Genomic DNA, 26,055 nt, shown 5'->3' with positions numbered 1-26,055 from the left:
ACCACTAAAGGTGCTTATCTTCAAAATTCAAATTTTGCTGGCATACTTAGCTTAGTTCTTTTTACTTTTTCATGTTCAACCTTTACACCATATATCTCAGCGGCGAGATCTTCTTTAAAGGGAGTATGAACAATCAGTTCTACTTGATACCACGGTGAATCAGACGACAATGCAAAGAAGTCACCTTCAACAGGGATTCTGCCGAAATCAAAATATTGATTCTCCCAGTTGGCTTTCCCCATGTCATGAGTATGAACAAAAACTTTTGGCACTTCAAACACCTCCTTCCTTCGACACAACAATTCGACACATAGGAAGGATATTCCTTTTTATACACCGAAAGTATTAGTTCGAAAGGAGGTCTATTAAATGACTGAAAAAACAAAATATATAACTACAGGTCTAATTATAGGAGTAATACTAGCTGTTTCTCTCGGTGTTTCTGTTTTTAATGCTTTAAAAGGAACGCCAGCAAAAGTGAACAACTTTGCACAATGGTTTGATCAAACATACGGTCACTAATTAATAGCACCCTGCGGACTCGAACCGCACAGTTACCTTTAGGCGCTGTAAAGTCCCCGGATCAGCTCCGGGGATAAACACTTTTGTAGCTCTTTGACTACCTTAGCGATATGGGCAGGAATAGCAAAGCCTTCGCTCTCGGTCAAGGCTACCATCCCCATGCAATTTAATAGCCAGTTGGTTATATTCTCCCGTGCCTGTAGGGACAACAGGGTTGCCGTATGCGTGTGGACCTGCAAAGCTTACTGCTCTACCAGTGGGGCTATATTTACGAGCCTCAGCCTCGGTATATACCACCTTAAAGATATTATCCGAACCAAGATACCCAAATCCGCCGTTACGTACTGCGCTTGCCCCTGTACTCATTACAAAACACTTCCTTTTCTATTTTTTTGTGCACAAAAAAGAGCAGCGCATCTACGCCACTCTCATTAGGTCTTTTAATTAGGTGCACGATGTGGGAATTGAACCCACGCCTTTAGGTCTGTTTTACTCGGGCCCGCCTGTGCTCTACCATTAAGCTAACCGTGCATACTAGTGATATTGAAGATACTAAAAAGGCCGGCACATTGGCCGACCTCCTTACTGCATTTAAATAACAATAATTTGATTATTACAGTTCTCCTCGTGAAGTGCCTATACGAACTGACATCTCGCCCTCCATATATGCTTTACCCGAGGAAAGAGATACATAATACCTATTAGCACCAGGCCAAGCGCTTGAACTAATTTCACTGTAAGTGCGACCAGGTTCTACAGTTCCAGACATCATTTGCGAACCTGTTTCTGAGCCTCTGTTCACCGAAAATTTAATTGGCTGCTTACCGTCATTACGTATCCATACTTTAACATAACCATAACCTGCGGGTATATCGAAATTTTCTGTAAGTTCTGTGTTGCGGAGAGTTCTATCAACCACCGATTTGGTAGCATAAGGAGTAATAACATGATCTCCCGCTTTTGGTGTATTCACATCGGTCGATGTGTTTGCAGATTGGGAAACTGATGTTGTATCAGTTGTAGCTGGTGCAACATCAGTTGCTGCTGCAGAAGCAGATAAAGGAATTGCAAGAGCTAGTGATAAAACAGATACTGCAGTAGCTTTTTTAATGTTTTTCATACTCATAAGCCCACTTTCTTTGATTTTTTTATCCTGTCAACTCTATCAACCAGCACAGTATGTAAGAAACTATTAGAGCATTCATGATTGATAAAGTTTTTACAGGTATTTATGAACATTTACATTATAAGTCTTTTATTGTAATTATCCAACAAAAAAATGGGTTTTGATTCCATGTTAGCAGAAGCCCGAATTTAAACCGGGACCAGCCAGAAATGAATCAAGTAGCACACCAGGTATTCTGCATGAAACCGCTGGCGGATTCGAGCCACCGACACATCCACCCATTCTTTTTCGTGAGAAGGAATCGAACCTCCGTGGGTATACCCCGTTGCGGTTATGATAATAGATGTGGACAAGGGACTTTCACCCTCTCATGCAGCCTTTTCTATTTACTCACTTTGACTGCGTAATGGGATTATCTGCGTCTCTCTTCCGCCACCACATCATGATATAAGTTTTGTTGGAATCCGGTACTTGCTTACGCGACCAGTTGCAATCCTGATCCACTCTTTAGCGGCTAGGATGACCGTCATGAGGAGTGCGCTTGTCAGACGCACATTAGCAAGAGTGGAGTAGTGAAAACAGAAAGAGCAACATGCCCGCTTGTCCTACCCCTGCGGCTCTCTGTAGTTCTTATAGCAATGGGCTAACTGATGCCGCTCGTTTTACGCCTACCATCGTCAAACAGGCATGTGTTTGTGTTGTCGGGTGCTGCTCTCTCTTTGTTTTCCATGTTACTAATTTACCATGTGTAAAAAGGAAGCCAAAGCGGCGATGAGCAAAATGGAATACGATCTAAACTATAGTACATTTATTGAACAGTCAAAGACACTCTACAAGGATTTCATGGAGAGTTTTTTAAACGATAAGAAAATGCATGCTAAGCGAGGCGCTATGACTACATACAGCAGCATGATTAACAATCATACACTATCCTCACTTGGACACCTTGCCATTAGCAACATCACACCACGCCACATTCAAGACTTTTATAAGATCAGCAAAAACCCTGTTTCGTTAGTCGAACTGCTAAAGCTCGAAAAAAGGAAATGCAGGTATGAACCTTGGAACAGGCACACGCTTTCCTAGAATCTTCAAAAGACGATATGTATTATATTGTGCTCCTTCTTGCTCTAACTACCGGAGTGCGCAAGGGAGAGATATTAGGAATTCGGTAGAAGGACGCGGATTTCGATAAGAGAACTATATCAATCACTCAGATTATGAGTAGTGATGGTAAAGACTTTCAAGTTGGTCATACCCCTGTCAAGTAGACAGAACTAAAAAGACATCTTTAAGCAGCAACCGTTTCTCGGTATTCAATCGGGGAACGGTTGTTTAATTTTTTCTGAAATCTATTTTCATTATAAAAAGAAATGTACTCCCGTACGTGTTGTTCTACCTCCGCTAGGGTTACGGGTTTCGTTAAATAAATCTTCTCTGTTTTAAGATGGGAGAAGAAGGATTCTATACAGGCATTGTCTAGGCAATTTCCACGCCTTGAATGGCTCCCAAGCATGCCAAGCCGCTTAAGTTTGCGGTTAAACGGCTTGGAGGTATACTGAAAACCCTGGTCTGAATGGAGAATGACACCCTCCATGTTCACGTTCTTACTTAGAACGTCTAGCGTCTCGCTAACTAGAGCAAGGTCATTTCGTTCCGAAAGACGCCAAGCCACGATTTCATTGTTAAACAGATCTTGAATGACAGAGAGATATACAAACCGCTCTCCAGCTCGTATGTATGTAATATCGGTAACCAGCTTGGATAAAGGAGCATCTGCCTGAAATTGTCGATCTAATCGGTTGGCATTTACCACAGATGCCTGTTTGCCAAAAAAGCGCCGCTTCTTTCGAATGACGGAACGGATCCCTAATTTCTTCATTAGGCGGTACACCTTTTTGTGATTGACCAAGATACCTTCTCTACGTAAAGCAACGGTCATCCGCAGATAACCAAAATAGGGATGGATCCGGTGGATCGACAACATATGCGATTCCAGAAGCTCTTCTTCTTGCTTACGCTGCTGGGTTGTTTGCTGATTCTTTCTCCATTTATAATATCCTGCCCGAGAAACATGGGCTAATTCAAGTAACCATTTCAACGAATATCGTGTTCGCATTCCCTCAATAATTTCAAACCTCGCTTCTTTCCTCGTCACTCCTTGTGTAGATTTGGATACTGCTTTTTTAAATATTCAATCTCCGCCCGTAGATACGCCATCTCTTCTTCCATACTGGAAAATTTCGTTTTGGGTCGTCCCTGTCTTGTGGTCGTTGGCTGGAGGTTCTCCCCCGCTCGATATTTCGTCACCCAGCTTTGTACTTGGGATTTATTACGAATGTCTAAGTGTTTCGTCACTTCACGAATACTCATATGTTCTTCGTTCACCAACCGGATTGCCTCCATCTTTACATCTAAGGAGTATTGCCGGAATGATTGTCCCTTTTTAGCCATGAAAAATCCCCTCCGTTCAACAAGATTAAGTCCATCTTAACAGATGTCTTTTCTCTCTTGTCTACTAGAAGGGGATAATACCAAATAAGGTTGACTTTTTTATATACTTTACCACTACACTTAAGCTGTAATATCTCTTTTTTCAGTAAGACTGAATTCTAGAGAATCGTTAGGCAATACATATCTCTTCTATTATATAGAAGAACAACTAAGCCCAGCACCCCAATCACAATAAACTCAAAGCCTCTAGATTATAATAAAAACAGCTCCACTCTCACTATCAATTTCTGTGGGGTAAGTGGTCACACATCCAGTATCCGGATCTCGCACCTGGCCGGTGGATAGGTCGACTTTCCAGTCATGGAGCGGACAATGGACTACCGATCCACAGATCATTCCTTCAGATAACCGTCCCCCTTTGTGCGGACAACGGTTCTCAAGCGCACGCACGCTGCCGTCACTAAGGCGGAATACGGCTATCTCTGTATTTTGAATGCGAACTATTCTTGCTCCACGTTGGTCAATTTCGTTCAGATCTGCAATCCTGATTCTGCTGGTTATCGTATTGCTCTCCATTTGGTCAGCCCCCTATTCCATTACTGCCTTAAGCTCTGGCAGCTGCACAAAATTTTTGCGCAGCTCTTCGTTATGAATGATTTCGTGCCACGGATCCGTCGTTGTGCTTAACGTCTCCTCAATTCTGCTTACCAGTTGCTGCCTCATCTCCGCATTTGCTAGTACCTGTTTGATCGAGTCTACGCCTACCCGCTCTACCCAATGAGCTGTTCGCTCGTTCCAATTCGCCTGCTCACGGTAATACTGTAAATAGGCACCAGTCCATTCCATCACTTCATCCTCGGTTTTTACAGTACACAGCAGTTCTGCTGCCCGCACCTTAATACCGCCGTTACCTCCAATGTAGATCCCCCAGCCACCGTCAATAGCGACAACGCCCAAATCCTTAATCGTCGCTTCTGCGCAGTTACGCGGACAGCCCGACACAGCCAGTTTGACTTTGGATGGCGCGTTCAGACGCTCAAATGCCTTTTCCAACCGGATACCCATACCCATGGCATCCTGTGTGCCGAAGCGACAAAAGGTGTTACCAACGCACGTCTTGACCGTTCGTAATGTCTTTCCATATGCATACCCTGACGGCATATCCAATTCAGACCAGATTCCCGGTAGATCTTCCTTTTTCACACCAAGCAAGTCAAGACGTTGACCACCCGTAAATTTAACCAAAGGCACGTTGTATTTCTCCGCGACAGCGGCAATCTTCTTCAGGTCGGCAGGTGAAGTAACTCCTCCATAAATGCGGGGCACCACAGAGTAGGTACCATCCTTCTGGATATTGGCATGGTACCTTTCATTCGTGAATCTGGATTCCTTCTCATCCTCATAATCCAGTGGCCACAGCATACCTAGATAATAGTTGAGGGCTGGTCGGCATTTGGTACATCCTTCAGGTTCGTTCCAGCCCAGCACGTTCATCACTTCTTTGACGCTCTTCAGCCCCATTCCCCGGATACCATCAATAATCGCTTCCCGATCAAGCGTTGTACAACCACATATCCCTTCTTTAATCGGTTCTCCGGTTTCTGCACCTGCGTACAGCTGTAAGAGCCCCTCCACTACTGGCTTGCAGCCGCCGCATGATGCCGATGCCTTCGTGCAGGCCTTAATCTCCCCAAGACTCCTGCAGCCTGCCGCAACCGCCTCTCCAATGTCACCCTTGGATACACCATTACATCCGCATACAATTTCATCCTCAGGCATCTGCTCCAGCATCATGGTGCCACTACCTTCTGGTTGGCCAGGGTTAAAACCAAGTAACAACTCTTTCTCTCGACCAACCACCGAATCACCACTTTTGATCAAAGAAAACAACATGGCTCCATCAGATGTATCCCCAAACAGAACGGCTCCGAGCAGTTTTTCTTCCTTGATGACGATTTTTTTGTAGACGCCACCAATATCATCCTGATACCGCAGAGATCGCGTTTCTGGCTCATCCTTGTAATTGCCTGCTGAAAACACATCGACGCCCGATACCTTCAACCTTGTCGAAGTAACGGAACCACTGTAGCCGGGAGTCTCCATTCCCGCGAGTCGCTGAGCCAGGATACCCCCCTGCTCATATAATGGGGCAACCAGACCGTAAGTGATTCCCCGGTGTTCTGCACATTCTCCAACGGCGTATATGCCAGGAATGTCCGTTTCCATGTTATCATTTACGATGATGCCGCGGTTTACGGGAATTCCCGCCGAAACCGCCAGTTCAATATCTGGTTTGATACCTACCGCCATAACGATCAAATCCGCTTCCAGTTCGCTGCCATCAGCAAATTTCAGCCCTTCCACGCGACGACGCCCGGTGATAGCCGCCGTCCGCTTATTGACCAGAAAAGTCATTCCCTGTTCCTCCAGCTCGCGCCGTAACATAAGGGAAGCTGCCTCATCCAGCTGTCGGTCCATAATATATCCATTGAGATGAATAACTGTAACGTCCATCCCCAAATTAAGCAGCCCCCTGGCTGCCTCTAGCCCAAGCAATCCGCCGCCGATAACGGCTGCTTTTTTGTGCGTCTTCGCCGTCTCTATCATCGTCTCGCAGTCACGGATATCCCGGAAACCAATCACACCATCCTTGTCGGCTCCTGGAAGCGGCAGGATGAAGGCTTTAGAACCTGTTGCCAACAACAGTAAATCATAAGAGACGCATACACCGGATCGTGAAGTCACCTGCCGATTTTCCGTATCGATAGCTGTGACAGGATCATCGGTATACAATCGGATATTATTCTCTTCATACCAACTCCAATCGTTGATGATAATATCCTGCAAACCTGCTCCTCCAGCCAGAACAGAGGACAGCATGATCCGATTATAGTTGGGATGGGGCTCGGCCCCAAATACCGTAATCTCATAAGTACCTGGTGCGATCTTCAGCAAATGTTCGAGAGTGCGTATCCCCGCCATTCCGTTGCCGACCAGCACTAATTTTTGGATGTAGTTCATTAGGTCACTCCCTCTCCATTTCTATCCTTAAAACATAAAAAGCCTGCTTCACATACGGGGATGAAAAATATCCCTCCACATGTAAAAACAGGCTCCATTGCCGTTTCATCGAATACGCCGTTGTATCCATCAGAGTATGAATTTAAAGTACTGTAGCCAATATATAACGATTCAAATCACATGTCAATATTCCTTACGCATTATCTTATAAAAAATTATATTTTATCACTAAGTAACATATCCATGACGTATAAAATATCACTCTTCTGCAAAATTAGGATTGATTTTCAGTCCAAAACACGCCAAAATGGTTTAAAAGTCTGTTTCTACTTCATTATGATGGAAAAGTAAAACCATCTCGCAAAGTTCTATGTCACATTTCTTATCAAGACATACAATCCTCATGCTTATTTACCCTTGAGTTAAAGAGAGGAGGAGCCCGCTTGCGTTCCTTGTTGGTAATCCACTTACACGCTGACCCTGCATCCGAGCAGGCAAACGCCATTCCCTCATGGCAGGCAGGACCTGAGCACCTTTTAGAATCCAACGGATACCTACCTTTGCCCTGCCGCAATGAATCTGAAATCAAACAGCTCATCCATAATGCAGATGCGGCAGTACTTAACATACCTGTCGGCACAATCAGCATGTGGAGCAGCAGGTTAGAGCAAACCAAAGCAATTCCGTTGCTCTGGTGGTGCAGCCCGATATCAGCGCTGTCATCGACGGAGGCTTGCGAAGCAGATGTGATTGTCGACGGTATTCTAACCCCTTCCATGGCAGCTCATGAGCTGAATTGGGCTCTTCATTTTAGCGCCAAACACTTTTTTGAACGCCAGCATTGGCAAAGTGAACGCAAACAACTGACCGCTCGGCTGGAAGAACGCAAATGGATTAATATGGCGAAGGGGATACTTGGCGAAGTAAACGGCATCCCGGAAGCGGAGGCATATGATCTGCTGCGTAAAAAAGCGATGAATGAACGCAAACGAATCGTTGATGTGGCCATCTCCATTGTGAAAGCACAGCAAATGCTAAAAGCATAAATCTGAAAGGGGCCTGAACATGAATATCATTGAAATATTAAAAGAAGTTGGGCGCGGCAAAAGAGGTGCCCGTGATCTGAACTACGCCGAAGCCGAAGCTGCCGCCGAACTGATTATGACCCGGTCGGCAACCCCTGCTCAAATCGGAGCCTTCTTTGCCGCGGAACGCATCAAAATGGAGAGTGTTGACGAGCTGGAAGCATTCGTTAATGTCTGTCGTAAATATTCCCACCACTTTCCCATGGAGGAAGGCATTGATTTCGCAGGTCCGTACGACGGTAGAAAGTCATCATTTATTGCCACCTTCGCAACTGCCTTTCTGCTTTCCTCCTACGGAATACCTGTAACGATGCATGGCAGTGCACCTCTTCCTCCCAAATGGGGGGTTACACTCCCACTTTTGTTGCAGGAGATGGGGGTAGCAACTGCGGACATAACACACGAAACCGCCATTCATGCTGCGAAGCAGACAGGCGTGCTTTTCGTCGTTTCCGAACAATGGTGCACGCCCCTGCGAGATCTGCGGCCTATTCGCGAAGAGTTGGGGCTTCGCACAGTACTGAACACAGCCGAGAAACTAGTTGATTACGGCTCTTCCCCGTACATTATATTCGGCGTTTTCCACAACACCGTATTCGACAAGACGGCGAAAGTTATGCAGAATCTGAATTATCGCAGGGCTTTGATCATTCAGGGGAGTGAAGGATCGGAGGACCTGTTCATTGATCGACCGACCCGGACTTACCTGTTTGCTAACGGTGAAGTGTCACTCCAGGTTATAGATCCCGAAATGTACGGGCTGGATTCGGTAGTACCAGAACACAACTGGACCCCCGCTGAACAACTGCGCATATCAGAGGAAGTGCTGCAAGGTACAGCTCATACTGCCTTCTCGAACCAAGTGTTGCTCAACGGCGCGGTCCGACTGTTCGTTGCAGGGCGAGTAGACTCCATTGAGGAAGGCTTATATACCTGCAAACCACTGCTTGAAAACGGGGAAGCCTGGGATTTGTACTGCCGTTGGCGTGAAGCTATGTTGAGAAAAGAAATAAAAACGGGAGTCGGCACATCCGAACCCCATTTTCATTTATAAAACTCGTCTCCTACAGTCCAGCATTTATCGGGACATAAACTGAACTACTCAAAAAGGTCCGCCCCCATGCTCATGCAAAGGGGGCGGGCCTTTTATGCAAGGAAAAAGAAGATGCACTCACACCTTCCTGTTCTAGAACTGTGACCACTCCCCGTTATGTCCACTGGTTGCAGCTACAGCTAGGCGAAGGGGACGGATGCGTACAGCAGCCGTTTTAAAGCCAGGCATCCGGCAGAACGGATCAAGGTCGGGGCGGGTCGCCCGATTTACATTTTGCGCCCCGCCCCAATGCATAGGTACGAAAAGCGTATCTTCGCGAATATGTGGCCTGATCCGGCTGCGGACAGTAAAGCTACCGCGCTGGGATACTATTTCTACCCACTCCCCGTCCTTGATATACCAGCGCTGTGCTGTACGCGGATGAATTTCTACATAATTCTCAATCTCACGCGCGGCCAGCGAAGGACTTCTGCGTGTTTGTGCGCCGGTCAAATAGTGAGCCAGCACGCGGCCATTTGTCAAAGTAAGCGGGTATTCCTCGGATATTTCCTCTCCTGCTCCACAGCTTTCAACCACTGTAAAAACAGCCCTTCGGTCGGAAAGAGCAAAGCTTTCCCGAAACATCGTATCCATACCAGCTTCATCCGTAGATGGGCATGGCCAATATACTCCTTCCTCGCGACGCAGCCTGTCATAAGTGATCCCGTAATAATCAGCAACCCCTCCCCGGCTAGCGAGGCGCAGTTCTTCAAAGATATCCTCTGTATCCTTATACGCGAAATATCCACCCTTGTTCAGTCTTGAAGCTATCTGGCATAAAATGCTCCAGTCATCTCTAGCTTCGCCCGGTGCAATCCGCACCGCTTCCCGCAGCAAAACGCGGCCTTCTAGATTAGTCATCGTCCCCGTATTCTCCAAATAAGACGTCACAGGCAAAACAACGTCGGCCATTCGCGCCGTTTCAGTGAGAAACATATCCGCCACAATCAACAAATCCAGCTTTTTCAGCGCCTCCTCGACCAACCGGGCATTCGGGTTAGATACAACAGGATTAGAGCCCATCACGAACAGAGCTTGGATTTCTCTCTGATGAACCAGTTCCATCATTTCATAGGCCGACACTCCTTTTCCCGGCAAACTGCTTGGTTCAACTCCCCACACGGACGCAACATAGGCTCGATCTTCTTCATTCTCAATCGATCTGTAGCCAGGAAGCTGGTCAGCCTTTTGACCGTGCTCTCGTCCCCCTTGCCCGTTTCCCTGACCTGTGATGGCCCCATACCCACACCCTTCTCTTCCAATCTTTCCGGTGGCCAGCACAAGATTAAGAAATGCACGCACTGCCATGTGCCCATCCGTCTGCTGTTCGACACCCCTGGCAGTAAAAACGATACCCGTTTCCACACTGCCAAAGGCACGCGCTGCCTGCCGGATCATCTCTGCCTCGACTCCGCACAGCGCAGCTGATTCGTTCAGATCCACCCCATCCAAATGAGTCAACAACTGTTCATACCCGTTGGTCCGCTTGCGGATAAATTCTTCATTTACCAATCCCTCATCCACGATGACCTTTAGCATGGCATTGGCCAGCACAGCATCCGTACCCGGTCTGATTTGCAGGTGCAGATCGGCTATTGCCGCTGTGGGTGTCGCGCGCGGGTCAATTACGATGACAAACGCACCATTTTCCTTCGCTTGGTGAAAATAAGGCATTAACGTCGGCTGACATTCAGCGATATTCGTACCTGCAAGCACAATACAACGAGCCAACGGAATATCAGCCAGCCTGCAGGTCAGTCCGCGGTCAATACCAAACACTTTGCTGCCAGCAGATGCTGCCGCCGACATGCAAAAGCGCCCGTTATAATCGATATAGCGCGTGCCAATAGCCACCCGCGCAAATTTCCCGAGCAAATAAGCCGTTTCATTCGATAGCGAGCCTCCGCCGTAAATGCCGATTCCGTCAGGGCCCTGCGTGGACAGCAGCGAAGAGAAACTGCTACCTACAGCATCCATCGCTTCCCCCCATTGAACGGGAATAAGCTTGCCCTCTTTGCGCAGTAGGGGCTGTGTCAGCCTTTCTGCATGAGTTGCATGCTGATGCGCATTCATACCCTTGATGCATAACCTGCCTTGTGAGGCTGCGTTAGGTTTGCCTTCCGCTTTATACACCGTTCGAATGATACCCGCGAGTGTCTCCGTTTCCGTACTAACGGTCATCTTACATTGCACGCTGCAAAATGGGCATTGTGTCTCCACCACAGGGAGGATGAATTGACCGGCTTCCAGTTTGTTTTCTCCTGACTGACACATAAAAGTCACCTTCTCTCTCCATTCGCTGCAATGTTACTGTCCTCGCACACGAATCTATCACTACAACTCCCACAATCCGTTAACCTGTCAGCATGGTGGACCGCAGACTACCGGTCAGTTCACTTCGCAGAGTAGCGTCGAGCACACTTTCCCGCAGCGCCAGAACGCCAGTCCGTTCAATCCATTCCCACATTTTCTCCCCATACCTAGCACTATGCCTGTATATTTGCAAGCAGGTTACAGCCATCAGCACTACTTCTTCTGGATTCTCCTCCAATCCAAGCAGCAACCCCTGACGAACCGGGTGCCCTGCATGCCCACCGGCATAAACCTCCCAACCTGCTGGTGATCGGGATATTCCAATGTCATGGACAAGCACGCCACCGGGATACTCTGAACCCGGACTGACAGCAACCGCAACTGGTGACGGTAATGAAAGACTGCCCCATACTGCCGCCAGCCGCTCTCTTAGCCAGATCACTCCACCACAAGCCTGATCGATCGGGACAGGATCAACACAATCCCGACGTTCAGTATTCAAATTTGTAAAACTCAGGCCCACAGAACCCACTTCCCCTTCGTACGGTACGGTGGACTGAACCGCAACGTCTATTCCCAGTTGGTTTGTTGCAGATCCGTTCCGCAAACCTAGAGATTCCAGATAATAAAGTACAGCTGGACGACATAATTCACACCCCTGCTGTCTGGTCCAACCAAGACGGGATACTACTTCCTCTGGAGTTCGACAAACTGCGTCCACCATCGCTGTCTTAAGCGAATCATGATCATAATGCGTACAACCACACACAGAAACAACTTCTTGAGCAGTCGGAGTTACCACAGGTCCAGAAGCTGCCGCTCGGGACAAACCATTTTTGACCAGTGCAGCCACTAGCGGCCGGCAGCCTCCGCAGGAACCGGACGCTTTGGTACGGCTCTTCACCTCTTCAACTGTTTTCAACTTATCCGTGGCAATCGCTCGCAAAATATCCCCCTTGCTCACACCATTGCATGCGCATACCGTCTCTCCTTCGGGCAATGCTTCCGCAGCATCCTCTGCTTTGCTTTTGCTATTTTTCTGGGATGTAAGCTCTGTAATTGGCGCGCCGCGCCGTACCATTCCAAGCAGCGAGGTGCTTTCCGCCGTATCCCCAAACAAAATTGCTCCAGTGATATTGCCGGCGCGCATCATCACTTTTTTGTAAATCTCCTGCATACCGTTATATTCCATGATCGCGATCTCGCTGCCCTCTTCACGAATGTCTCCTGCCGAAAACACATGAATTCCCGCCACCTTGAGCTGCGCATACGGGACCGTCCCTTCATAGGGAGCCGTTTCACGACCACAAATCACCTTTGCCAGCACTTTGGCCTGCTCATATAGCGGCGCCACCAGCCCATATGAAATCCCGCGGTGCTCAGCACATTCGCCAACTGCGTAAATACCAGGAATACTCGTGCGCATATAATCGTCCACGACAATAGCACGGTTTACTGTCAGACCACTATCCTGAGCCAAAGCGATATTCGGCCGGATACCAACCGCCAGCACAACCAAGTCCGTTTCCAATCTGTTTCCGTCTGCAAACACCAATCCTTGTGCCCGGTTGCGACCTATAATGTTGACTGTATCTTTCGCCAAATGAAACCGCATGCCCTGTTGCTCCAACCGTCGTTGTAAAAGTACAGCCGCAGTACGGTCAAGCTGACGATTCATCAGATACTGCGCATTATGAACAACGTCAGTTTCCATCCCCAGATTCAGCAAGCCTTGAGCAGCCTCAAGCCCCAATAACCCTCCTCCGATGACAGTGGCCTTGCGGTACGTCTTGGCATATCTCGCCATGGTTTCACAGTCATTTACATCACGAAAAGCAATTACTCCCTCTTTTCGAACTCCGGGAATGGGTGGCATGAAAGGCAATGAGCCAGTTGCCAGTACGAGAATGTCATAGGGCTCTTGAATACCGGATTCCGTTTCCACCATACCAGTTGCCACATCAATACGACACACACGTTCACCAGCTTGCAACTTTACCCCATTTTCTTCGTACCAGTCCCAGCTATGGGTAACGATATGTTGGAACGTACTCTCCTCCTGAAGCATTTTGGACAGGAGCACACGGTTGTATCCGGGCCGCGGTTCAGCACCAAATATTGTGATTTGGAACCGCTCCGGCTCCAGACTGATAATTTCCTCCACACATTTGATGCCTGCCATACCATTACCGATGACGACCAGTCTTTTTATCATAATGAATCCAGCCCCATTCTCCGTACTAAAATAAGACAGAAAAAGCCCTTCTCCATTCGATGGAAAAGGGCACCGTTGCCGTAAATGTCGGCACATCGTTGTACCGATATGTACTTAAGATTACTGAATTGTGAGCGTCATGTCAATATTCAATACATGAAACCTGTATTTAAACCTTATTTTAAATTTATTATAATTTTAATGTTATGTATATTGACATAGATAGAATGTCTTTTTATAATTTGAATTAAAATCACTACGATGTGATCATATCAAAGCGATGCACAATGAGGTGTGTCAAACACGGCAATGAAGCCGCAAAGCGTTTCCCAGATACGATGTCGGGACGATTTGCGGTTTTTTTATGTTCAACAGAAGATTGAAGACTGAGCTCTACAAACCACAATAAGAAGAGGAGAGATCGAGAATGAAGAAAAAAAGTTTCTGGCAAAGCGGGCACAAGCCCACCCTATTGGGCTCCTTTCTGTATTTTGATATTAGCTTTATGATATGGGGAATGATCGGACCGTTGGTCGTTGTCATTGCTAATGACTATCCAATGGACCCTGTACAAAAAGCCAACCTTGTCGCTCTCCCAATACTTAGTGGTTCCCTGCTGCGACTCGTGCTTGGATTCATGTCAGATTATTTCGGTCCGAAGCTCACGGGACAGATCGGTATGCTTGTCACAATCATTCCTCTCCTGCTTGGCTGGCTGTGGGTTGATTCGCTGGAGCAGTTATACGCTGTCGCCCTGCTTCTGGGTGTGGCCGGAGCCTCATTTGCAGCTGCACTGCCGTTGGCTGGCCAATGGTACCCCAAAGAGCATCAAGGGCTGGCCATGGGAATTGCCGGTGCCGGCAACAGTGGGACCGTCCTCGCAACTTTGTTTGCCAACCGCATTGCCCAACATTTTGGCAGTTGGGAGGTCGTTTTTGGCTTAGCCATCATCCCGATTTTCATCGTCTTTGTTCTGTTTAGTATTTTTGCCCGCAACAGCCCTCATCGCCCAGCACCAAAAAGTCTCTCACAATATGCTTCGGTGCTCAAACAGAGAGATGCCTGGGTGTTCTGTGCCTTTTATTGCGTGACGTTCGGCGGGTTCGTTGGCCTTTCAAATTATTTGACCATTTTCTTCAATACCCAATACGGTCTCTCCGCGGTCCATGCTGCTGATTTTGCAACCGTTTGTGTCATTGCCGGAAGTTTCTTTCGTCCTATAGGCGGCTTTTTGTCCGACCGGATTGGTGGTTCACGCATGTTAATGTACTTGTATGCCGGGGCCGGGATTATGCTCGCCAGTATTGCGTTTTTACCACCCCTTGCCGTGGTCGTAGTCCTGCTGTTCGTAGGTATGATGTGCCTTGGTGCTGGCAACGGCTCCGTATTCCAGCTCGTGCCGCAGCGATTCGGCAACGAAATCGGGCTCATGACCGGCATCGTCGGTGCTGCTGGCGGCATAGGCGGGTACTTTCTTCCCCTGATTCTGGGACATCTGTACAAATTAACGGGTTCTTACATGCCAGGCTTCATCTGCCTAAGCCTGATCACATTCTGTGCTCTTGTCCTCGTGATCATCATGCAATTGAAATGGCGCAACAGCTGGATGCGACGTTCTGCTCCAGTTGCTAATGAAGCCGTTAGATTTTAAGCCTCAATTATCCCTTATAATCAAAAATAGCTTAACTTCGTTTATAGAAAATGAAGTTAAGCTATTTCCTCATACATATTTAATCGAATTATAAATTCCATGAAAAAAGTCACATTTAATGAATTTTTACCGAAAACACTATGAAAATTTAATGAATTTTTCAGTTGAAAATCATTGAAAATCGCTTTCATTTTCATATTTTTTCTTATGTAAACACTTATATAACCATTTTTCACACAACATACTTGTTCACTTGGTTTAAAATAAGGCGTATACTTGTTCACGAATTGTTCAAGGGTTAACCAAATGTATTTTTTAGGAAAGAAGGAATTGGAAATGCGTGCTTTTCATGTTACGGAAGATGGAACTATCGAAACCAAATTAACCGGAAAGGATCTTCTTGCCAACCCACTGCTGAACAAAGGAGTGGCTTTTACGCTGGAAGAGCGTCAGCAGCTTGGACTTGACGGCCTCCTTCCTCCTACCATATTAACTATTGAGGAACAGGTTCAACGGGTATACGAGCAATTTCAAAGCCAACCAGATAATTTGCGTAAAAACATTGCATTAAATGATCTTTTTAATCGGAATACCGTCCTTTATTATCGTTTGCTTTCCGAGCACCTGAGCGAGATGCTTCCGATTGTTTATACACCAACAGTCGGTCAGGCTATTCAGGAATACAGTCATGAATATCATAAACCAGGTGGTATGTATTTATCTATTGATAACCTTGCTGGCATCAAAGAAGCTTTTAAGAATTTGAATTTGGGCCCTGATGATATCGACCTGATTGTAGCCACAGATTCCGAAAGTATTTTGGGAATCGGGGACTGGGGAGTTGGCGGTATTAACATCTCTATCGGTAAGCTTGCTGTATATACAGCTGCTGCTGGAATTGATCCTAGCCGGGTGCTGGCCGTTGTGCTTGATGCAGGTACAAACAACGAAAAGCTGTTAGAAGATCCTTTGTACATGGGGAATCGTCATAAGCGTGTACGTGGAGAACAATATGATCAATTTATTGATACTTATGTTCAAGCTGCACTTTCTTCATTCCCGAACGCACTGCTGCACTGGGAAGATCTAGGTAACGTCAATGCTCGGAATATTATCAACAAGTACGGAAATCATATTTTAACGTTTAATGATGACATTCAAGGTACTGGCGCGGTTACGCTCGCAGGTGTGATGTCTGGTGTCCAATTGTCCGGAATCCCACTGAGCAAGCATCGGGTTCTAGTGTTTGGTCCAGGAGCTGCCGGAATCGGCAATGCAGACCAAATTAGTGCGGCCATGATGCTGGAAGGATTGTCAGAAGCTGAAGCAAGACGTAACTTCTGGGCATATGATTACCGCGGTCTGCTTACCAATGAAACGGAAGGACTTTTCCCATTCCAGGTCCCTTATGTGCGTGATGCTGCCGAATGCCGTGACTGGGAGCATGCTGAAGATGGCAAAATCCCTCTGCTTGAAGTCATTCGCCGTGTGAAACCGACGATTATGATCGGAACTTCCGGTGTTGCTGGAGCATTTAGTGAGGAAATCGTGAAAGAGATGGCCAAGCATACAGAACGCCCTATTATTATGCCAATGTCCAATCCGACTCCTCTGGCAGAGGCAACTCCTGAAGACCTGATCTACTGGACGGAAGGAAAAGCCCTTATTGCAACAGGAAGTCCTTTTGAACCAGTAATCTACAACAATATTAAGTTTGAAATTGGACAATCCAATAATGCTTTCGTATTCCCAGGTCTTGGTCTTGGAGCAATCGTAGTAAAATCCAAAATTATAACAGATAGCATGTTTGCAGCAGCTGCCCATGCAGTAGCTCAAATGGTTGATTTGTCACAGCCTGGTGCTTCCCTGCTACCAAAAATCAACGAACTGCGAGAAGTATCTGAAGCTGTTGCTGTAGCAGTTGCTAAGGCGGCAGTTCAAGATGGAGTTGCGCGTCATCAGCCGGATGATATCGTACAAGCGGTTCGGGAATCCATGTGGGAATGCAAATATAAACCCATCAAACAGTATGGACAGGAAGCCGTTCTGGTTTAAAAATAGCGAACAACATCAAAATTTATACTTGCTGTAAGCAAAGTGATTATTTAACTGATGTCCGCCATTTTTGGCGGACATCTTTATTGGAGGCGACATCATGGCTACAGGTCATATCTTTATTATCTTAATTCCTATTTTCTTTGTCATTTTAATTGGTTATTTTGCAGGTTTTTTTAAAGCTTTTAACCCAGCTTCATCTAAGGGATTAAATACACTGGTAACCAAATTTGCTTTACCTGCACACTTGTTTATTGGTATTACGACGACACCAAGAGAGACGTTAATCCAAAAGTGGCCCTTTCTTGTTGCATTGCTGCTTGGAGTGATCGGCTTTTACATTGTATTGCTCATCTTATATCGCTTAATTGCAAAAAAAGGTCTGACAGAATCCTCCATGTTCGCATTGAATTCAACACAGCCCTCTTTCGCATTCATGGGGATTCCGGTTTTGGGAAGCTTGTTCGGAAGTGCGGCGGTCGCCATTCCTATTGCGATTACCGGCATCGTCGTTAATGCGATTCTTGATCCGCTTGCAAGTATTTTGGGAACGGTCGGCCAGCGTAAATCAACAGAATCTGATGACACTAAAGGTAATTTATTTACAGTCACTATAAAATCTGTCCTTCATGGACTCAGCGAGCCGCTGGCTTGCGTACCCTTGATTGGTGTTGTATTGACTTTATGCGGATTCCAAGCTCCGAAGCTTTTGCAATCTATGTTTGATCAAATCGGCAATATTACTGCTGGTACGGCTCTATTTGCCATCGGGGTAACTATTGGAATTAAAAAGATTACGTTCAGTCCAAAAGCGCTTAGTATCGCTGTACTGAAAGCGATCGTGATGCCTATGGTTATGCTCGGTATTGCTGTTCTGATCGGACTGTCCCCTGAGGATGTAACTAAAGCCGTACTGCTTGTCGCATTTCCCGGATCTGCTGTAGCCGCTATGATCGCGACCCGCTATGAATCACTGGAAACAGAAGCGGCATCTGCATTTGTTATAAGCTCAGTATTATCGCTCATTTCGCTCCCTCTGCTCATTTCACTACTTGTATAATGACAGAAAGCTTTCAACGTTCAGCGAAAGACTGTTATATATAATAGTTAAGGGCATTCGTTCGCCCTCATTTATCTTATTTTTTAAATATTGTCCAAACAATAAAGTGATTTAGTCATATTTGAGCTGAAAACCAGTATGATATTCCGTTTTGCTAGCAAGCGGCAACCTACATTTATTCCATGTGGGTTGCCGCTTTTTATTTTTGGTAAGCTTCCATACCTTTTGTTGGTTCTTATCATTATTTTCACTATCCATCAGTAAGTATATCCCAATTGTAATAATTCGCTAACATTTATAAAGGAAATTGACGAAATATATAAGGGATAGCTGTACTGTAGCATTAAATTAAAATTTAAAGGAGAAGAAACTTGTGAAAAACTTGAAGTGGAGCACTATGTCCTTTTTTGGTAAAAATCTATTAATATCTTTTCTTAACATCGTATTAATAGGTGCTATTCTTATCACATCTAGCTATATACTTCAAAAGAACATTCTCACCACGCAGCTGCAAGATCAGGTAAAAGTGCTGACCAAAAAATGGGCAGAAGATGTTGACAAAACAAAAGTACAGCAAGCATTAAGCGAAAAAGATTATAACGGTTCTGCTCAACAAGAAATACGCAAATTTCTAGATTCCATTCACACATTTTATCCTAATGTCGCCCAAGCTTACATATTTGGGACAGAACTAAAAGAAGGAAATCAAACCTCCATTATTGGCGTTCCCACTAATTTGGTTCAAGCTTTCCAAAACTCGAAGATGAATATTGGGGATATGTACACGTTGCCTGACGAAAATGCAGACGCCGTAAATAAAATGCTTCAATCCAATGAATCAGCATTGAGCAGCTTTTATACGGACGAATATGGCACATGGACTACTATTGTTTATCCGATTACAGATGCAAGCGGTAAAGTCACAAGTGCAATTTACTTTGACGTAGATGCGAGCTCTGTACCTACGGGTCTTCATAAGTTGCTTGTATATGGTGTTTCACTGCTCATTCTGTTTCTTGCTATCTTCTTGACAATTCAATACTTACTGGTAAAACGCACGCTCTCCCCGATTCGTTCCTTGATGAAGGGGATTGAAGAAGTCAGCGAGGGTAATCTGAATGTAAAAATCAAGACAGGCCTAGACGATCTTGGTATTATCAATCAAAAATTTAATTCAATGATCAAGCGCCTTAACGATACGATGGTGAAAGTACAGGATACGACGCAAGAAGTAACAGGATCAGCTCAGGAATTGTTAAGCATTAGCGAGAAAAATAGTACGAATACAAACATCATTAACAGCAATATTCGGGAAATAACTCAGGGACTTGAAGCTCAGGATCACGCAGCACTTGAAAGCTCCAGGGCTATGAATGAAATGTCTACAGTGATCCAAACCATTGCTGAAAGCTCCTCTTCTGTAGCGGATCAAGCTTATTCCATGGAAAAACGCTCCGTTGAAGGCAATCAGGTAGCCCAAAAGCTATCCACTCAAATGGACTCTATCTCCACTACAATGGGCAGTACAGTTGATTCGGTTAATGCACTACAGAACCGTTCTAACGAAATCAGTAATATTGTAAGCATCATTACCGGCATTGCCAGCCAAACGAATCTGCTTGCTCTCAACGCTTCGATCGAAGCTGCCAGAGTGGGTGAAGAAGGCAAGGGTTTTGCAGTCGTAGCGGGAGAAGTGCGTAATTTGGCTGAGCAATCTCAAGAGTCCGCCAAACAAATTGCAGAGCTTATTGAAGAAATTCAAAAAGAGATTGAACAAACTGTAAAAGGCATTAGCCTGGGTACAAAAGAAGTTCAGGTCGGACTGGAAGTTACGAAGCAGACAGGCGAAATGTTCTCTGAAATTTTAGAAGCGTCCAATAAAGTGTCATCACAAATCCAGGAGGTATCCAGTGCAACTGAGCAAATCTCGGCCAGCACGCAGGAAATGTCAGCTACCTCGGACGAGTTGTCTTCCACAGTTAGCAAAACAGTCAACAGCAGCAAACAAATTGAACAAACCATTGGGGAACAAACCGAGTCTATGGCTTCAATTGTCCAAGCTTCGGACAAGCTTACATTGATGTCCGGGGAGCTGGAAGAGCTTATTTCATTCTTCAAAGTAAACCGTGAAGTCTAAAACTATAACTATCCAATCCTCATAACAATAAAGAACCTCTAGTCTGCATAGAATGCACATTAGAGGTTCTTTGATATTTTACACACTTCTTTAGTTTAGAAAGCCTTCCAACGCTGAGGTTGGCTTGCCGTCAGCCTGCCAAGCACCTTTGTTATAACCTTGATTATAACCTGGGGTTGCAGCCGGCTCCCAATAAAATACGCCGACGCCTTTACCGCCTCCGATACTCCGAACCTTCGTTTTGATTGCAGAAATAAATGCCTTGGAAGCAGCAGGTTCATTATATTCCATTCCGATTTCACTGATGACAATGCCTTTACCATATTTTGCAATGAGGCTATTGGCATTGGTAATCGTCTGATCCACCATACCCTGCCAGTTAGAGGAAGACGGATATAGAGACAGGCCAATAAGGTCGAACTGAGCTCCGTTTTCAATCAGTCCACCAATGTTCCAGTTTAAAACGGAACTGTTATCCCCATTAGCTAAATGCACGATTGTCTTGGTACTGCTGCTTACGGATTTAACAGCGTTATTCCCTGTATTGACGAGCCACGCATAGTTTTTCATATTCACCGAAGCTTTGCCATCATCCCAGAGCATTCCATTGTTCGTCTCATTGCCGATTTGCACCCAATCCGGTGTCACACCCTTGCTCTTCATCGTGTTCATTACATAGACAGTATGGGACCAGACCGCATCCATAAGTTGTGTAAATGTAAAATTGCGCCATGCGTAAGGCTTATTCTGCTGGCCTGGATCAGCCCAGGAATCGCTATAATGCAGGGTCAGCATAACGCTCATGCCTAACTTTTGGGCTCGCTGCGCAAGTTCTGCCGCCTTCTCAGCATTCATGTATCCGCTTGCATAATCCTTCATGTCAGGATTTACCCAGACGCGAATACGAACCGAATTGATCTGATAATCGTCCCGTAAAATTTGCAGCACGTCCCGGCGAACCCCTTTTTTATCCTTCCAGGTCATACCTTGGGCTTCCATCCCTGCGACCCAGCTTATATCTGCTCCTTTGGCGAAAGCAGGGGCGGCCGAAGCCGCCCCCACTCCCACAGAGCCCAATGGGTACAAAAAGCTGGATAACAAGATCAACATCGCAAATACCATAGTACGTTTACCTGTTTTCATAAGTCATCCCCTATCTAAATTATATACTCACATTGCCTCTGGCCAATCCACTTGCTCCCTCACTCGGGAAACGGCGGCGATCACATGTATAACGTGTTCTAATTATTGCGCTCTGCCTTTAAAACCTTAACAGCATAGGCACCCAGTTGAACGCTGCTATCTGCTATCACATGATTTTCAAGCATATCCGAATAAGTTCGTCCATCCAGTGTAAGCTTTTGCGGCTCATGCGTAAAATTCATTACAAAAATATAGTCATGAACTCCATCAGTACGAATCGCTGTATTCACCCCATGTGGCAACTGCACATCGAGTGCTTTACTGAGACCTGCATCATCAATTAAACTTTTGTAAAAATGACTATGGAATAGTCCAGTGTTGCGTGAAGCAATGTAATAAGCTTTTCCCTGTCCCAAACGGTTCACCGTCAAAGCCGGACGTCCTGCATAAAAGTCTGCTCCGTACTCAGCCAGTACCTCTGCACCCTCCGTATGAATGAGATCACACAATTCTACAGCTTCATATTCCCCTTGTAGATCCAGCTCATTGCCTTCAACCGGTATAATGTAATTACGATCATGATCATGCAATCCATCAATCTCTTCCGACCAGATCCCCAGCGTCTTACGAAGCGGTCCTGGAAAGCCTCCAAGAAAGCATAAATCATGTTCATCCACGATGCCGGACCAATAGGTTGCTACGAATATGCCCCCGTTTTCAACAAACTTCTGTATGCGCTCTCCTACACCGCTGCGAACCATATACAACATCGGAGCTACCAAAAGCTTATATTTGGAGAAATCTGCATCCATATGAATGACATCTACTGGCACTCCCTGCTCCCACAATGCCAAATAATGTGCTTCAGCTGTCTCCTCATATTTCACGCCTTTGTTCCGCGGTCCCTGTGAATCGTTGATTCCCCAACGGTTCTCCCAGTCAAAAATGACTGCGGCCTCAGCCGGTACGGATGTACCGATAACCTCTTCCAGTTTTTCCAGTGCATGACCGACATCTGTCACATCCCCGAATACCCGAGTATGCTCGTGTCCGACATGATCGACGACTGCACCATGCAGCTTTTCACTTGAACCGCGGCTTTTCCGCCACTGAAAATATTGAACGGTGTCTGAACCGTGCGCCACAGCCTGTAAAGACGATAGCAGATGCATCCCCGGTCGCTTCAGCTTGCTAACGTCTTGCCAGTTCGTTAAGCTTGGCGTACTTTCCATGAGCATCCAGGGTTTCCCACCTTTAATGGAGCGAATAATATCGTGCATCATAGCCACTCTCGCAGCCTGACGGCTGTCATCCCCTTCACGGTCATGCCACGTCGGATAACTATCCCAGGATATAACATCGAGCAGATCAGCAAACTTCCAGTAATTCAATCCTTCAAAAAACTCCATTAAATTGGTTGTGACTGGAATGTCCGGATTCGCAGCCTTGAGCGGCACAATCTCATGTTTGATAAAATCTGCGGTCTGTTCGGTTACAAATCGTCTCCAGTCCAAATTCATGGCATGAACCTGCGTTTCACCATGAGGTGCCGGAGATTCAACTTGGCTCCAGTCCGTAACTGTATGACTCCAAAATGTCGTCCACCATGCATGATTAAGTTTATCTAACGCACCATATTTATCCTGCACCCAAGCGCGAAATGCCTCCTGACAGTGATCACAGTGGCAGTCTCCACCAAATTCATTGGAAATGTGCCAGCCAATAACAGCAGGATGATTAGCATAACGCTCAGCCAGCTTCGTATTCATGATACGTACTTTTTCCCGGTAGACAGGCGACGTATAACAGTGGTTGTGTCTAAACCCATGTAAGTTACGGACACGGTTAGCCCCCACTCGCAGCACCTCGGGATATTTTTGAGACATCCAGGCTGGTCTTGCTCCGCTAGGAGTAGCCAAAAACGCATAAATTCCGTTTTCAGCAAACGAATCCAAAATACGATCCAGCCATTCGAACGTAAATACGCCCTCCTCAGGCTCTAATGAAACCCATGAGAAAATGCCGACAGACATCACGTTACATTTGGCTAGTTTCATCAAGCGGATATCCTCCGCTAATACCTCGGGATATTGCTGCCATTGCTCCGGGTTATAGTCCGCTCCATGCAGCATACGTGGAACTCGCTCACTAATGGGTGGGTACTTGGTTATGTTTGAATAGGTCATTACAAATCATCTCCTTGTATTAGTTCTATTACTCTTTGACGGAACCTAGTGTCATACCTTTAACAAAATACTTTTGTAAAAAAGGATATACAACAAGAATAGGCGCTGCACCAATGAAAATTTGTGCTGCATTAACCGTCGTTTGTGACAGTAATTCCATCTCTTTGGGACTCATGCTCATGGAACTCATGTCCTTCTGTATAATTACAGTTTGCAGGAACGTCGCCAGCGGATAATCCTTTGCATTGCTCAAATAGAGCAGACCGTCAAACCATGAGTTCCAATGAAATACCATACTGAACAGCGCAATCGTTGCAATAGAAGGCATGGATATTGGTAAAAAAATACTAAACAATGTCCGAAAATGCCCTGCTCCGTCGATCAATGCGGCCTCTTCCATCTCTTTGGGAATTCCTCTAAAAAAGTTCAGCATAAGAATGACCAGAAATGTATTGACCGCTCCTGGCAAAACAAGTACCCAGAAGCTGTCCATAAGATGGATCTTTTGAATAACCATATAGAATGGAACCAGACCACCGTTAAAAATCATACTAAATACAAACAGCCATGAATAAATGTTGCGACTGCGGAACACCGTTGTTTCCTTCGAAAGCGGATAAGCAGCTAAAAAGGTAATAAGTAGCGTCAAGCCGGTTCCCAATACAGTCCGACAGACAGAAATCCAGATGGAGTGGAGAAAAATCGGGTTATTCATCGTCTTCTTATAGGCTTCTAATGAAAACTGCACTGGCCACAGTCCAACCAGATTGGCATCTGCTGCTGATTTAGCACTAAATGATACTGCCAACACATGAATCAATGGAACGATACACATGATAGACAAAATCACTAGTAAGCAAATATTGAACACATTGAAAATGCGGTATGGCGTTGTTTTATGATACATGACTCTCCCTCTTTCAGCCTCGTGGAATCAGAATATGCGGTAACCTGCCCATTTGTAAGCAAGCCGATAAGATATCAGAATGAGAATCATACTGATAACGGATTTGAACAACCCAATGGCGGTAGCAAAGCCCATCTCCCCATTGATCAATGCTGTCCGATAGACGAATGTGTCAATAATATCGCCTTTTTGGTATACCAACGGATTATAAAGGTTGAAAATCTGGTCAAAACCGGCATTCAGAACATTACCAAGGGCGAGCGTCCCAACAACGACCACCATCGGAATCAATGAAGGTACAGTAATGTGCAGTGTCTGTCTCCATCGGCTCGCTCCATCCATTTCAGAAGCCTCATACAACGAAGGATTGATACCCGCCAGTGCAGCGAGGAATACGATGGTATTGTAGCCAAACTCTTTCCATATGTCAGATACAATGACGGTAAAACGAAACCAGTTGTTATCTCCCAGAAAGAAGATAGGCTGGATTCCTATACTTCCAAGAATCCGGTTCATAAATCCATCAGTAGCCAACAGATCAATCAGAATTCCGCCCAAGATAACCCATGACAGAAAATGTGGCAGATACACCAATGTCTGAATGGAGCGCTGAAGTCCGACCTTGCGAATTTCATTCAGCAGTATAGCAAAAACAAACGGAACCAACAGATTGAAAAACATCTTTAACACAGCAATAATCAGCGTGTTCCATACGACCTGAAGACTGTCCTCCCGTTGAAACAAAAAGCGGAAATTATCCAGTCCAACCCATTCGGAACCAGTTATGCCTAGCCAAGGCTTGTAATTTTGAAAGGCCATCACGATGCCGCCCATCGGAATGTAGCTGAATACAATTAAGAAAATGATGGCTGGCAGCAGCATGATATGAAATGGCCACGTACGTTGCAGACTTCTCATTGCAGTTCCTCCTGTAACTCTCATGGTATACCTCAATTATAAAAGCGTTTTCGCAGTCCCAACAGTTCAAAAAACCAACATACATGGCACAAAAGCAATCATTTTAATTAATCCGTGTGAAGCTTAAGTAAAAAGGCTGTCCACCTTGGGACAGCCCTCCTAATTTGTT

Annotated in this window: 21 protein-coding genes and 1 tRNA gene; 8 read left to right on the top strand and 14 right to left on the bottom strand. The window is 45.7% G+C overall.

Features of this window, described 5'->3' with window-relative positions:
- Window positions 1-20 precede the first annotated feature (20 nt).
- On the bottom strand, window positions 21-272 hold the full coding sequence (locus C0638_RS17300; protein ID WP_058710398.1) for a hypothetical protein: 252 nt from the start codon (window positions 270-272) through the stop codon (window positions 21-23).
- Between the two features lie 97 nt (window positions 273-369).
- Between C0638_RS17300 and C0638_RS25205 the strand changes: the two genes are divergently transcribed.
- Window positions 370-522, top strand: a complete 153-nt coding sequence (locus C0638_RS25205) for a hypothetical protein (RefSeq protein ID WP_158657701.1) — start codon at window positions 370-372, stop codon at window positions 520-522.
- 102 nt (window positions 523-624) lie between these two features.
- On the opposite strand, the gene C0638_RS17295 is transcribed toward C0638_RS25205, so the two are convergent.
- The 4 genes from C0638_RS17295 to C0638_RS25195 all read right to left on the bottom strand — a co-directional run bounded on the left by C0638_RS17295 (window position 625) and on the right by C0638_RS25195 (window position 2,001).
- A complete protein-coding gene (locus C0638_RS17295) occupies window positions 625-888 on the bottom strand; it encodes a hypothetical protein (protein WP_233902220.1) in 264 nt (87 codons plus the stop codon).
- An 83-nt stretch (window positions 889-971) separates the two neighbouring features.
- A tRNA-OTHER gene (locus C0638_RS25200) sits at window positions 972-1,053 on the bottom strand.
- An 82-nt stretch (window positions 1,054-1,135) separates the two neighbouring features.
- Window positions 1,136-1,642: a hypothetical protein gene (locus C0638_RS17290; protein ID WP_233902219.1), complete on the bottom strand. Its 507-nt coding sequence runs from the start codon at window positions 1,640-1,642 to the stop codon at window positions 1,136-1,138.
- Between the two features lie 194 nt (window positions 1,643-1,836).
- Window positions 1,837-2,001 (bottom strand): hypothetical protein, encoded by a 165-nt coding sequence (locus C0638_RS25195; protein ID WP_158657700.1) that lies wholly within the window; start codon window positions 1,999-2,001, stop codon window positions 1,837-1,839.
- Between the two features lie 391 nt (window positions 2,002-2,392).
- Between C0638_RS25195 and C0638_RS26195 the strand changes: the two genes are divergently transcribed.
- Window positions 2,393-2,734 (top strand): N-terminal phage integrase SAM-like domain-containing protein, encoded by a 342-nt coding sequence (locus tag C0638_RS26195; protein ID WP_082689605.1) that lies wholly within the window; start codon window positions 2,393-2,395, stop codon window positions 2,732-2,734.
- A gap of 205 nt (window positions 2,735-2,939) precedes the next feature.
- On the opposite strand, the gene C0638_RS17280 is transcribed toward C0638_RS26195, so the two are convergent.
- The 3 genes from C0638_RS17280 to nirB (C0638_RS17270) all read right to left on the bottom strand — a co-directional run bounded on the left by C0638_RS17280 (window position 2,940) and on the right by nirB (C0638_RS17270) (window position 7,123).
- Window positions 2,940-4,102 (bottom strand): IS3 family transposase gene (locus C0638_RS17280; RefSeq protein ID WP_442792734.1). Its coding sequence is split into 2 segments (ribosomal slippage): window positions 2,940-3,838 and window positions 3,838-4,102, totalling 1,164 coding nucleotides; the frame shifts between segments, so codons are not numbered across the junction.
- Window positions 4,103-4,348: 246 nt separating this feature from the next.
- Window positions 4,349-4,678, bottom strand: a complete 330-nt coding sequence (gene nirD, locus C0638_RS17275; RefSeq protein ID WP_025675811.1) for a nitrite reductase small subunit NirD — start codon at window positions 4,676-4,678, stop codon at window positions 4,349-4,351.
- A 12-nt stretch (window positions 4,679-4,690) separates the two neighbouring features.
- Window positions 4,691-7,123: a nitrite reductase large subunit NirB gene (nirB, locus tag C0638_RS17270; protein WP_058712344.1), complete on the bottom strand. Its 2,433-nt coding sequence runs from the start codon at window positions 7,121-7,123 to the stop codon at window positions 4,691-4,693.
- Window positions 7,124-7,566: 443 nt separating this feature from the next.
- Here nirB (C0638_RS17270) and C0638_RS17265 point away from each other — a divergent pair, with 443 nt between their 5' ends.
- Both C0638_RS17265 and C0638_RS17260 read left to right on the top strand, forming a co-directional pair.
- Window positions 7,567-8,169, top strand: a complete 603-nt coding sequence (locus C0638_RS17265; RefSeq protein WP_058712343.1) for an ANTAR domain-containing response regulator — start codon at window positions 7,567-7,569, stop codon at window positions 8,167-8,169.
- A 19-nt stretch (window positions 8,170-8,188) separates the two neighbouring features.
- Window positions 8,189-9,262 (top strand): anthranilate phosphoribosyltransferase, encoded by a 1,074-nt coding sequence (locus tag C0638_RS17260; RefSeq protein ID WP_058712342.1) that lies wholly within the window; start codon window positions 8,189-8,191, stop codon window positions 9,260-9,262.
- Between the two features lie 132 nt (window positions 9,263-9,394).
- Here the strand turns inward: C0638_RS17260 and nasC are convergent, their stop codons facing one another.
- Window positions 9,395-11,575 (bottom strand): assimilatory nitrate reductase catalytic subunit NasC, encoded by a 2,181-nt coding sequence (nasC, locus tag C0638_RS17255; RefSeq protein WP_058712341.1) that lies wholly within the window; start codon window positions 11,573-11,575, stop codon window positions 9,395-9,397.
- Between the two features lie 79 nt (window positions 11,576-11,654).
- Complete coding sequence (nirB, locus tag C0638_RS17250; protein WP_058712340.1) at window positions 11,655-13,829, bottom strand: nitrite reductase large subunit NirB; 2,175 nt, start codon at window positions 13,827-13,829, stop codon at window positions 11,655-11,657.
- Window positions 13,830-14,256: 427 nt separating this feature from the next.
- On the opposite strand from nirB (C0638_RS17250), the gene C0638_RS17245 reads away from it, so the two are divergent.
- From C0638_RS17245 to C0638_RS17230, 4 genes are all read left to right on the top strand, one after another.
- Complete coding sequence (locus tag C0638_RS17245; RefSeq protein ID WP_058712339.1) at window positions 14,257-15,480, top strand: nitrate/nitrite transporter; 1,224 nt, start codon at window positions 14,257-14,259, stop codon at window positions 15,478-15,480.
- A 336-nt stretch (window positions 15,481-15,816) separates the two neighbouring features.
- Window positions 15,817-17,535 carry an NAD-dependent malic enzyme gene (locus C0638_RS17240; protein WP_058712346.1) on the top strand — a complete coding sequence of 573 codons (1,719 nt, stop codon included), beginning with the start codon at window positions 15,817-15,819 and terminating at the stop codon, window positions 17,533-17,535.
- Window positions 17,536-17,635: 100 nt separating this feature from the next.
- Entirely contained in the window at window positions 17,636-18,595 is a 960-nt protein-coding gene (locus tag C0638_RS17235) for an AEC family transporter (RefSeq protein WP_013371910.1), read from the top strand.
- Between the two features lie 373 nt (window positions 18,596-18,968).
- On the top strand, window positions 18,969-20,732 hold the full coding sequence (locus C0638_RS17230) for a methyl-accepting chemotaxis protein (RefSeq protein WP_058712106.1): 1,764 nt from the start codon (window positions 18,969-18,971) through the stop codon (window positions 20,730-20,732).
- Between the two features lie 90 nt (window positions 20,733-20,822).
- On the opposite strand, the gene C0638_RS17225 is transcribed toward C0638_RS17230, so the two are convergent.
- The 4 genes from C0638_RS17225 to C0638_RS17210 form a co-directional block, all read right to left on the bottom strand.
- Window positions 20,823-21,875, bottom strand: coding sequence for a glycoside hydrolase family 53 protein (locus C0638_RS17225; protein ID WP_058712105.1), 1,053 nt, complete (start codon window positions 21,873-21,875; stop codon window positions 20,823-20,825).
- 98 nt (window positions 21,876-21,973) lie between these two features.
- The gene (locus tag C0638_RS17220) at window positions 21,974-24,061 is read right to left on the bottom strand and encodes a beta-galactosidase (RefSeq protein ID WP_058712104.1); all 2,088 of its coding nucleotides are present in this window, start codon (window positions 24,059-24,061) and stop codon (window positions 21,974-21,976) included.
- Window positions 24,062-24,089: 28 nt separating this feature from the next.
- Entirely contained in the window at window positions 24,090-24,968 is an 879-nt protein-coding gene (locus tag C0638_RS17215; protein WP_013371914.1) for a carbohydrate ABC transporter permease, read from the bottom strand.
- Window positions 24,969-24,995: 27 nt separating this feature from the next.
- The gene (locus C0638_RS17210; RefSeq protein WP_016822416.1) at window positions 24,996-25,886 is read right to left on the bottom strand and encodes an ABC transporter permease; all 891 of its coding nucleotides are present in this window, start codon (window positions 25,884-25,886) and stop codon (window positions 24,996-24,998) included.
- Window positions 25,887-26,055 lie beyond the last annotated feature (169 nt).

This window comes from Paenibacillus sp. lzh-N1 (genome assembly GCF_002872435.1).
GTDB lineage: Bacteria > Bacillota > Bacilli > Paenibacillales > Paenibacillaceae > Paenibacillus > Paenibacillus polymyxa_C.
This window is presented reverse-complemented; position numbering and strand designations above follow the sequence as displayed.

What these genes read in the sequence shown, in the direction of transcription:
- C0638_RS25205 (WP_158657701.1), top strand. Translation starts at nt 370, where the DNA reads ATGACTGAAAAAACAAAATATATAACTACAGGTCTAATTATAGGAGTA.
- C0638_RS17295 (WP_233902220.1), bottom strand. Translation starts at nt 888, where the DNA reads ATGAGTACAGGGGCAAGCGCAGTACGTAACGGCGGATTTGGGTATCTT.
- C0638_RS17290 (WP_233902219.1), bottom strand. Translation starts at nt 1,642, where the DNA reads ATGAAAAACATTAAAAAAGCTACTGCAGTATCTGTTTTATCACTAGCT.
- C0638_RS26195 (WP_082689605.1), top strand. Translation starts at nt 2,393, where the DNA reads ATGTGTAAAAAGGAAGCCAAAGCGGCGATGAGCAAAATGGAATACGAT.
- nirD (WP_025675811.1), bottom strand. Translation starts at nt 4,678, where the DNA reads ATGGAGAGCAATACGATAACCAGCAGAATCAGGATTGCAGATCTGAAC.
- nirB (WP_058712344.1), bottom strand. Translation starts at nt 7,123, where the DNA reads ATGAACTACATCCAAAAATTAGTGCTGGTCGGCAACGGAATGGCGGGG.
- C0638_RS17260 (WP_058712342.1), top strand. Translation starts at nt 8,189, where the DNA reads ATGAATATCATTGAAATATTAAAAGAAGTTGGGCGCGGCAAAAGAGGT.
- nasC (WP_058712341.1), bottom strand. Translation starts at nt 11,575, where the DNA reads ATGTGTCAGTCAGGAGAAAACAAACTGGAAGCCGGTCAATTCATCCTC.
- nirB (WP_058712340.1), bottom strand. Translation starts at nt 13,829, where the DNA reads ATGATAAAAAGACTGGTCGTCATCGGTAATGGTATGGCAGGCATCAAA.
- C0638_RS17245 (WP_058712339.1), top strand. Translation starts at nt 14,257, where the DNA reads ATGAAGAAAAAAAGTTTCTGGCAAAGCGGGCACAAGCCCACCCTATTG.
- C0638_RS17240 (WP_058712346.1), top strand. Translation starts at nt 15,817, where the DNA reads ATGCGTGCTTTTCATGTTACGGAAGATGGAACTATCGAAACCAAATTA.
- C0638_RS17235 (WP_013371910.1), top strand. Translation starts at nt 17,636, where the DNA reads ATGGCTACAGGTCATATCTTTATTATCTTAATTCCTATTTTCTTTGTC.
- C0638_RS17225 (WP_058712105.1), bottom strand. Translation starts at nt 21,875, where the DNA reads ATGAAAACAGGTAAACGTACTATGGTATTTGCGATGTTGATCTTGTTA.
- C0638_RS17220 (WP_058712104.1), bottom strand. Translation starts at nt 24,061, where the DNA reads ATGACCTATTCAAACATAACCAAGTACCCACCCATTAGTGAGCGAGTT.
- C0638_RS17215 (WP_013371914.1), bottom strand. Translation starts at nt 24,968, where the DNA reads ATGTATCATAAAACAACGCCATACCGCATTTTCAATGTGTTCAATATT.
- C0638_RS17210 (WP_016822416.1), bottom strand. Translation starts at nt 25,886, where the DNA reads ATGAGAAGTCTGCAACGTACGTGGCCATTTCATATCATGCTGCTGCCA.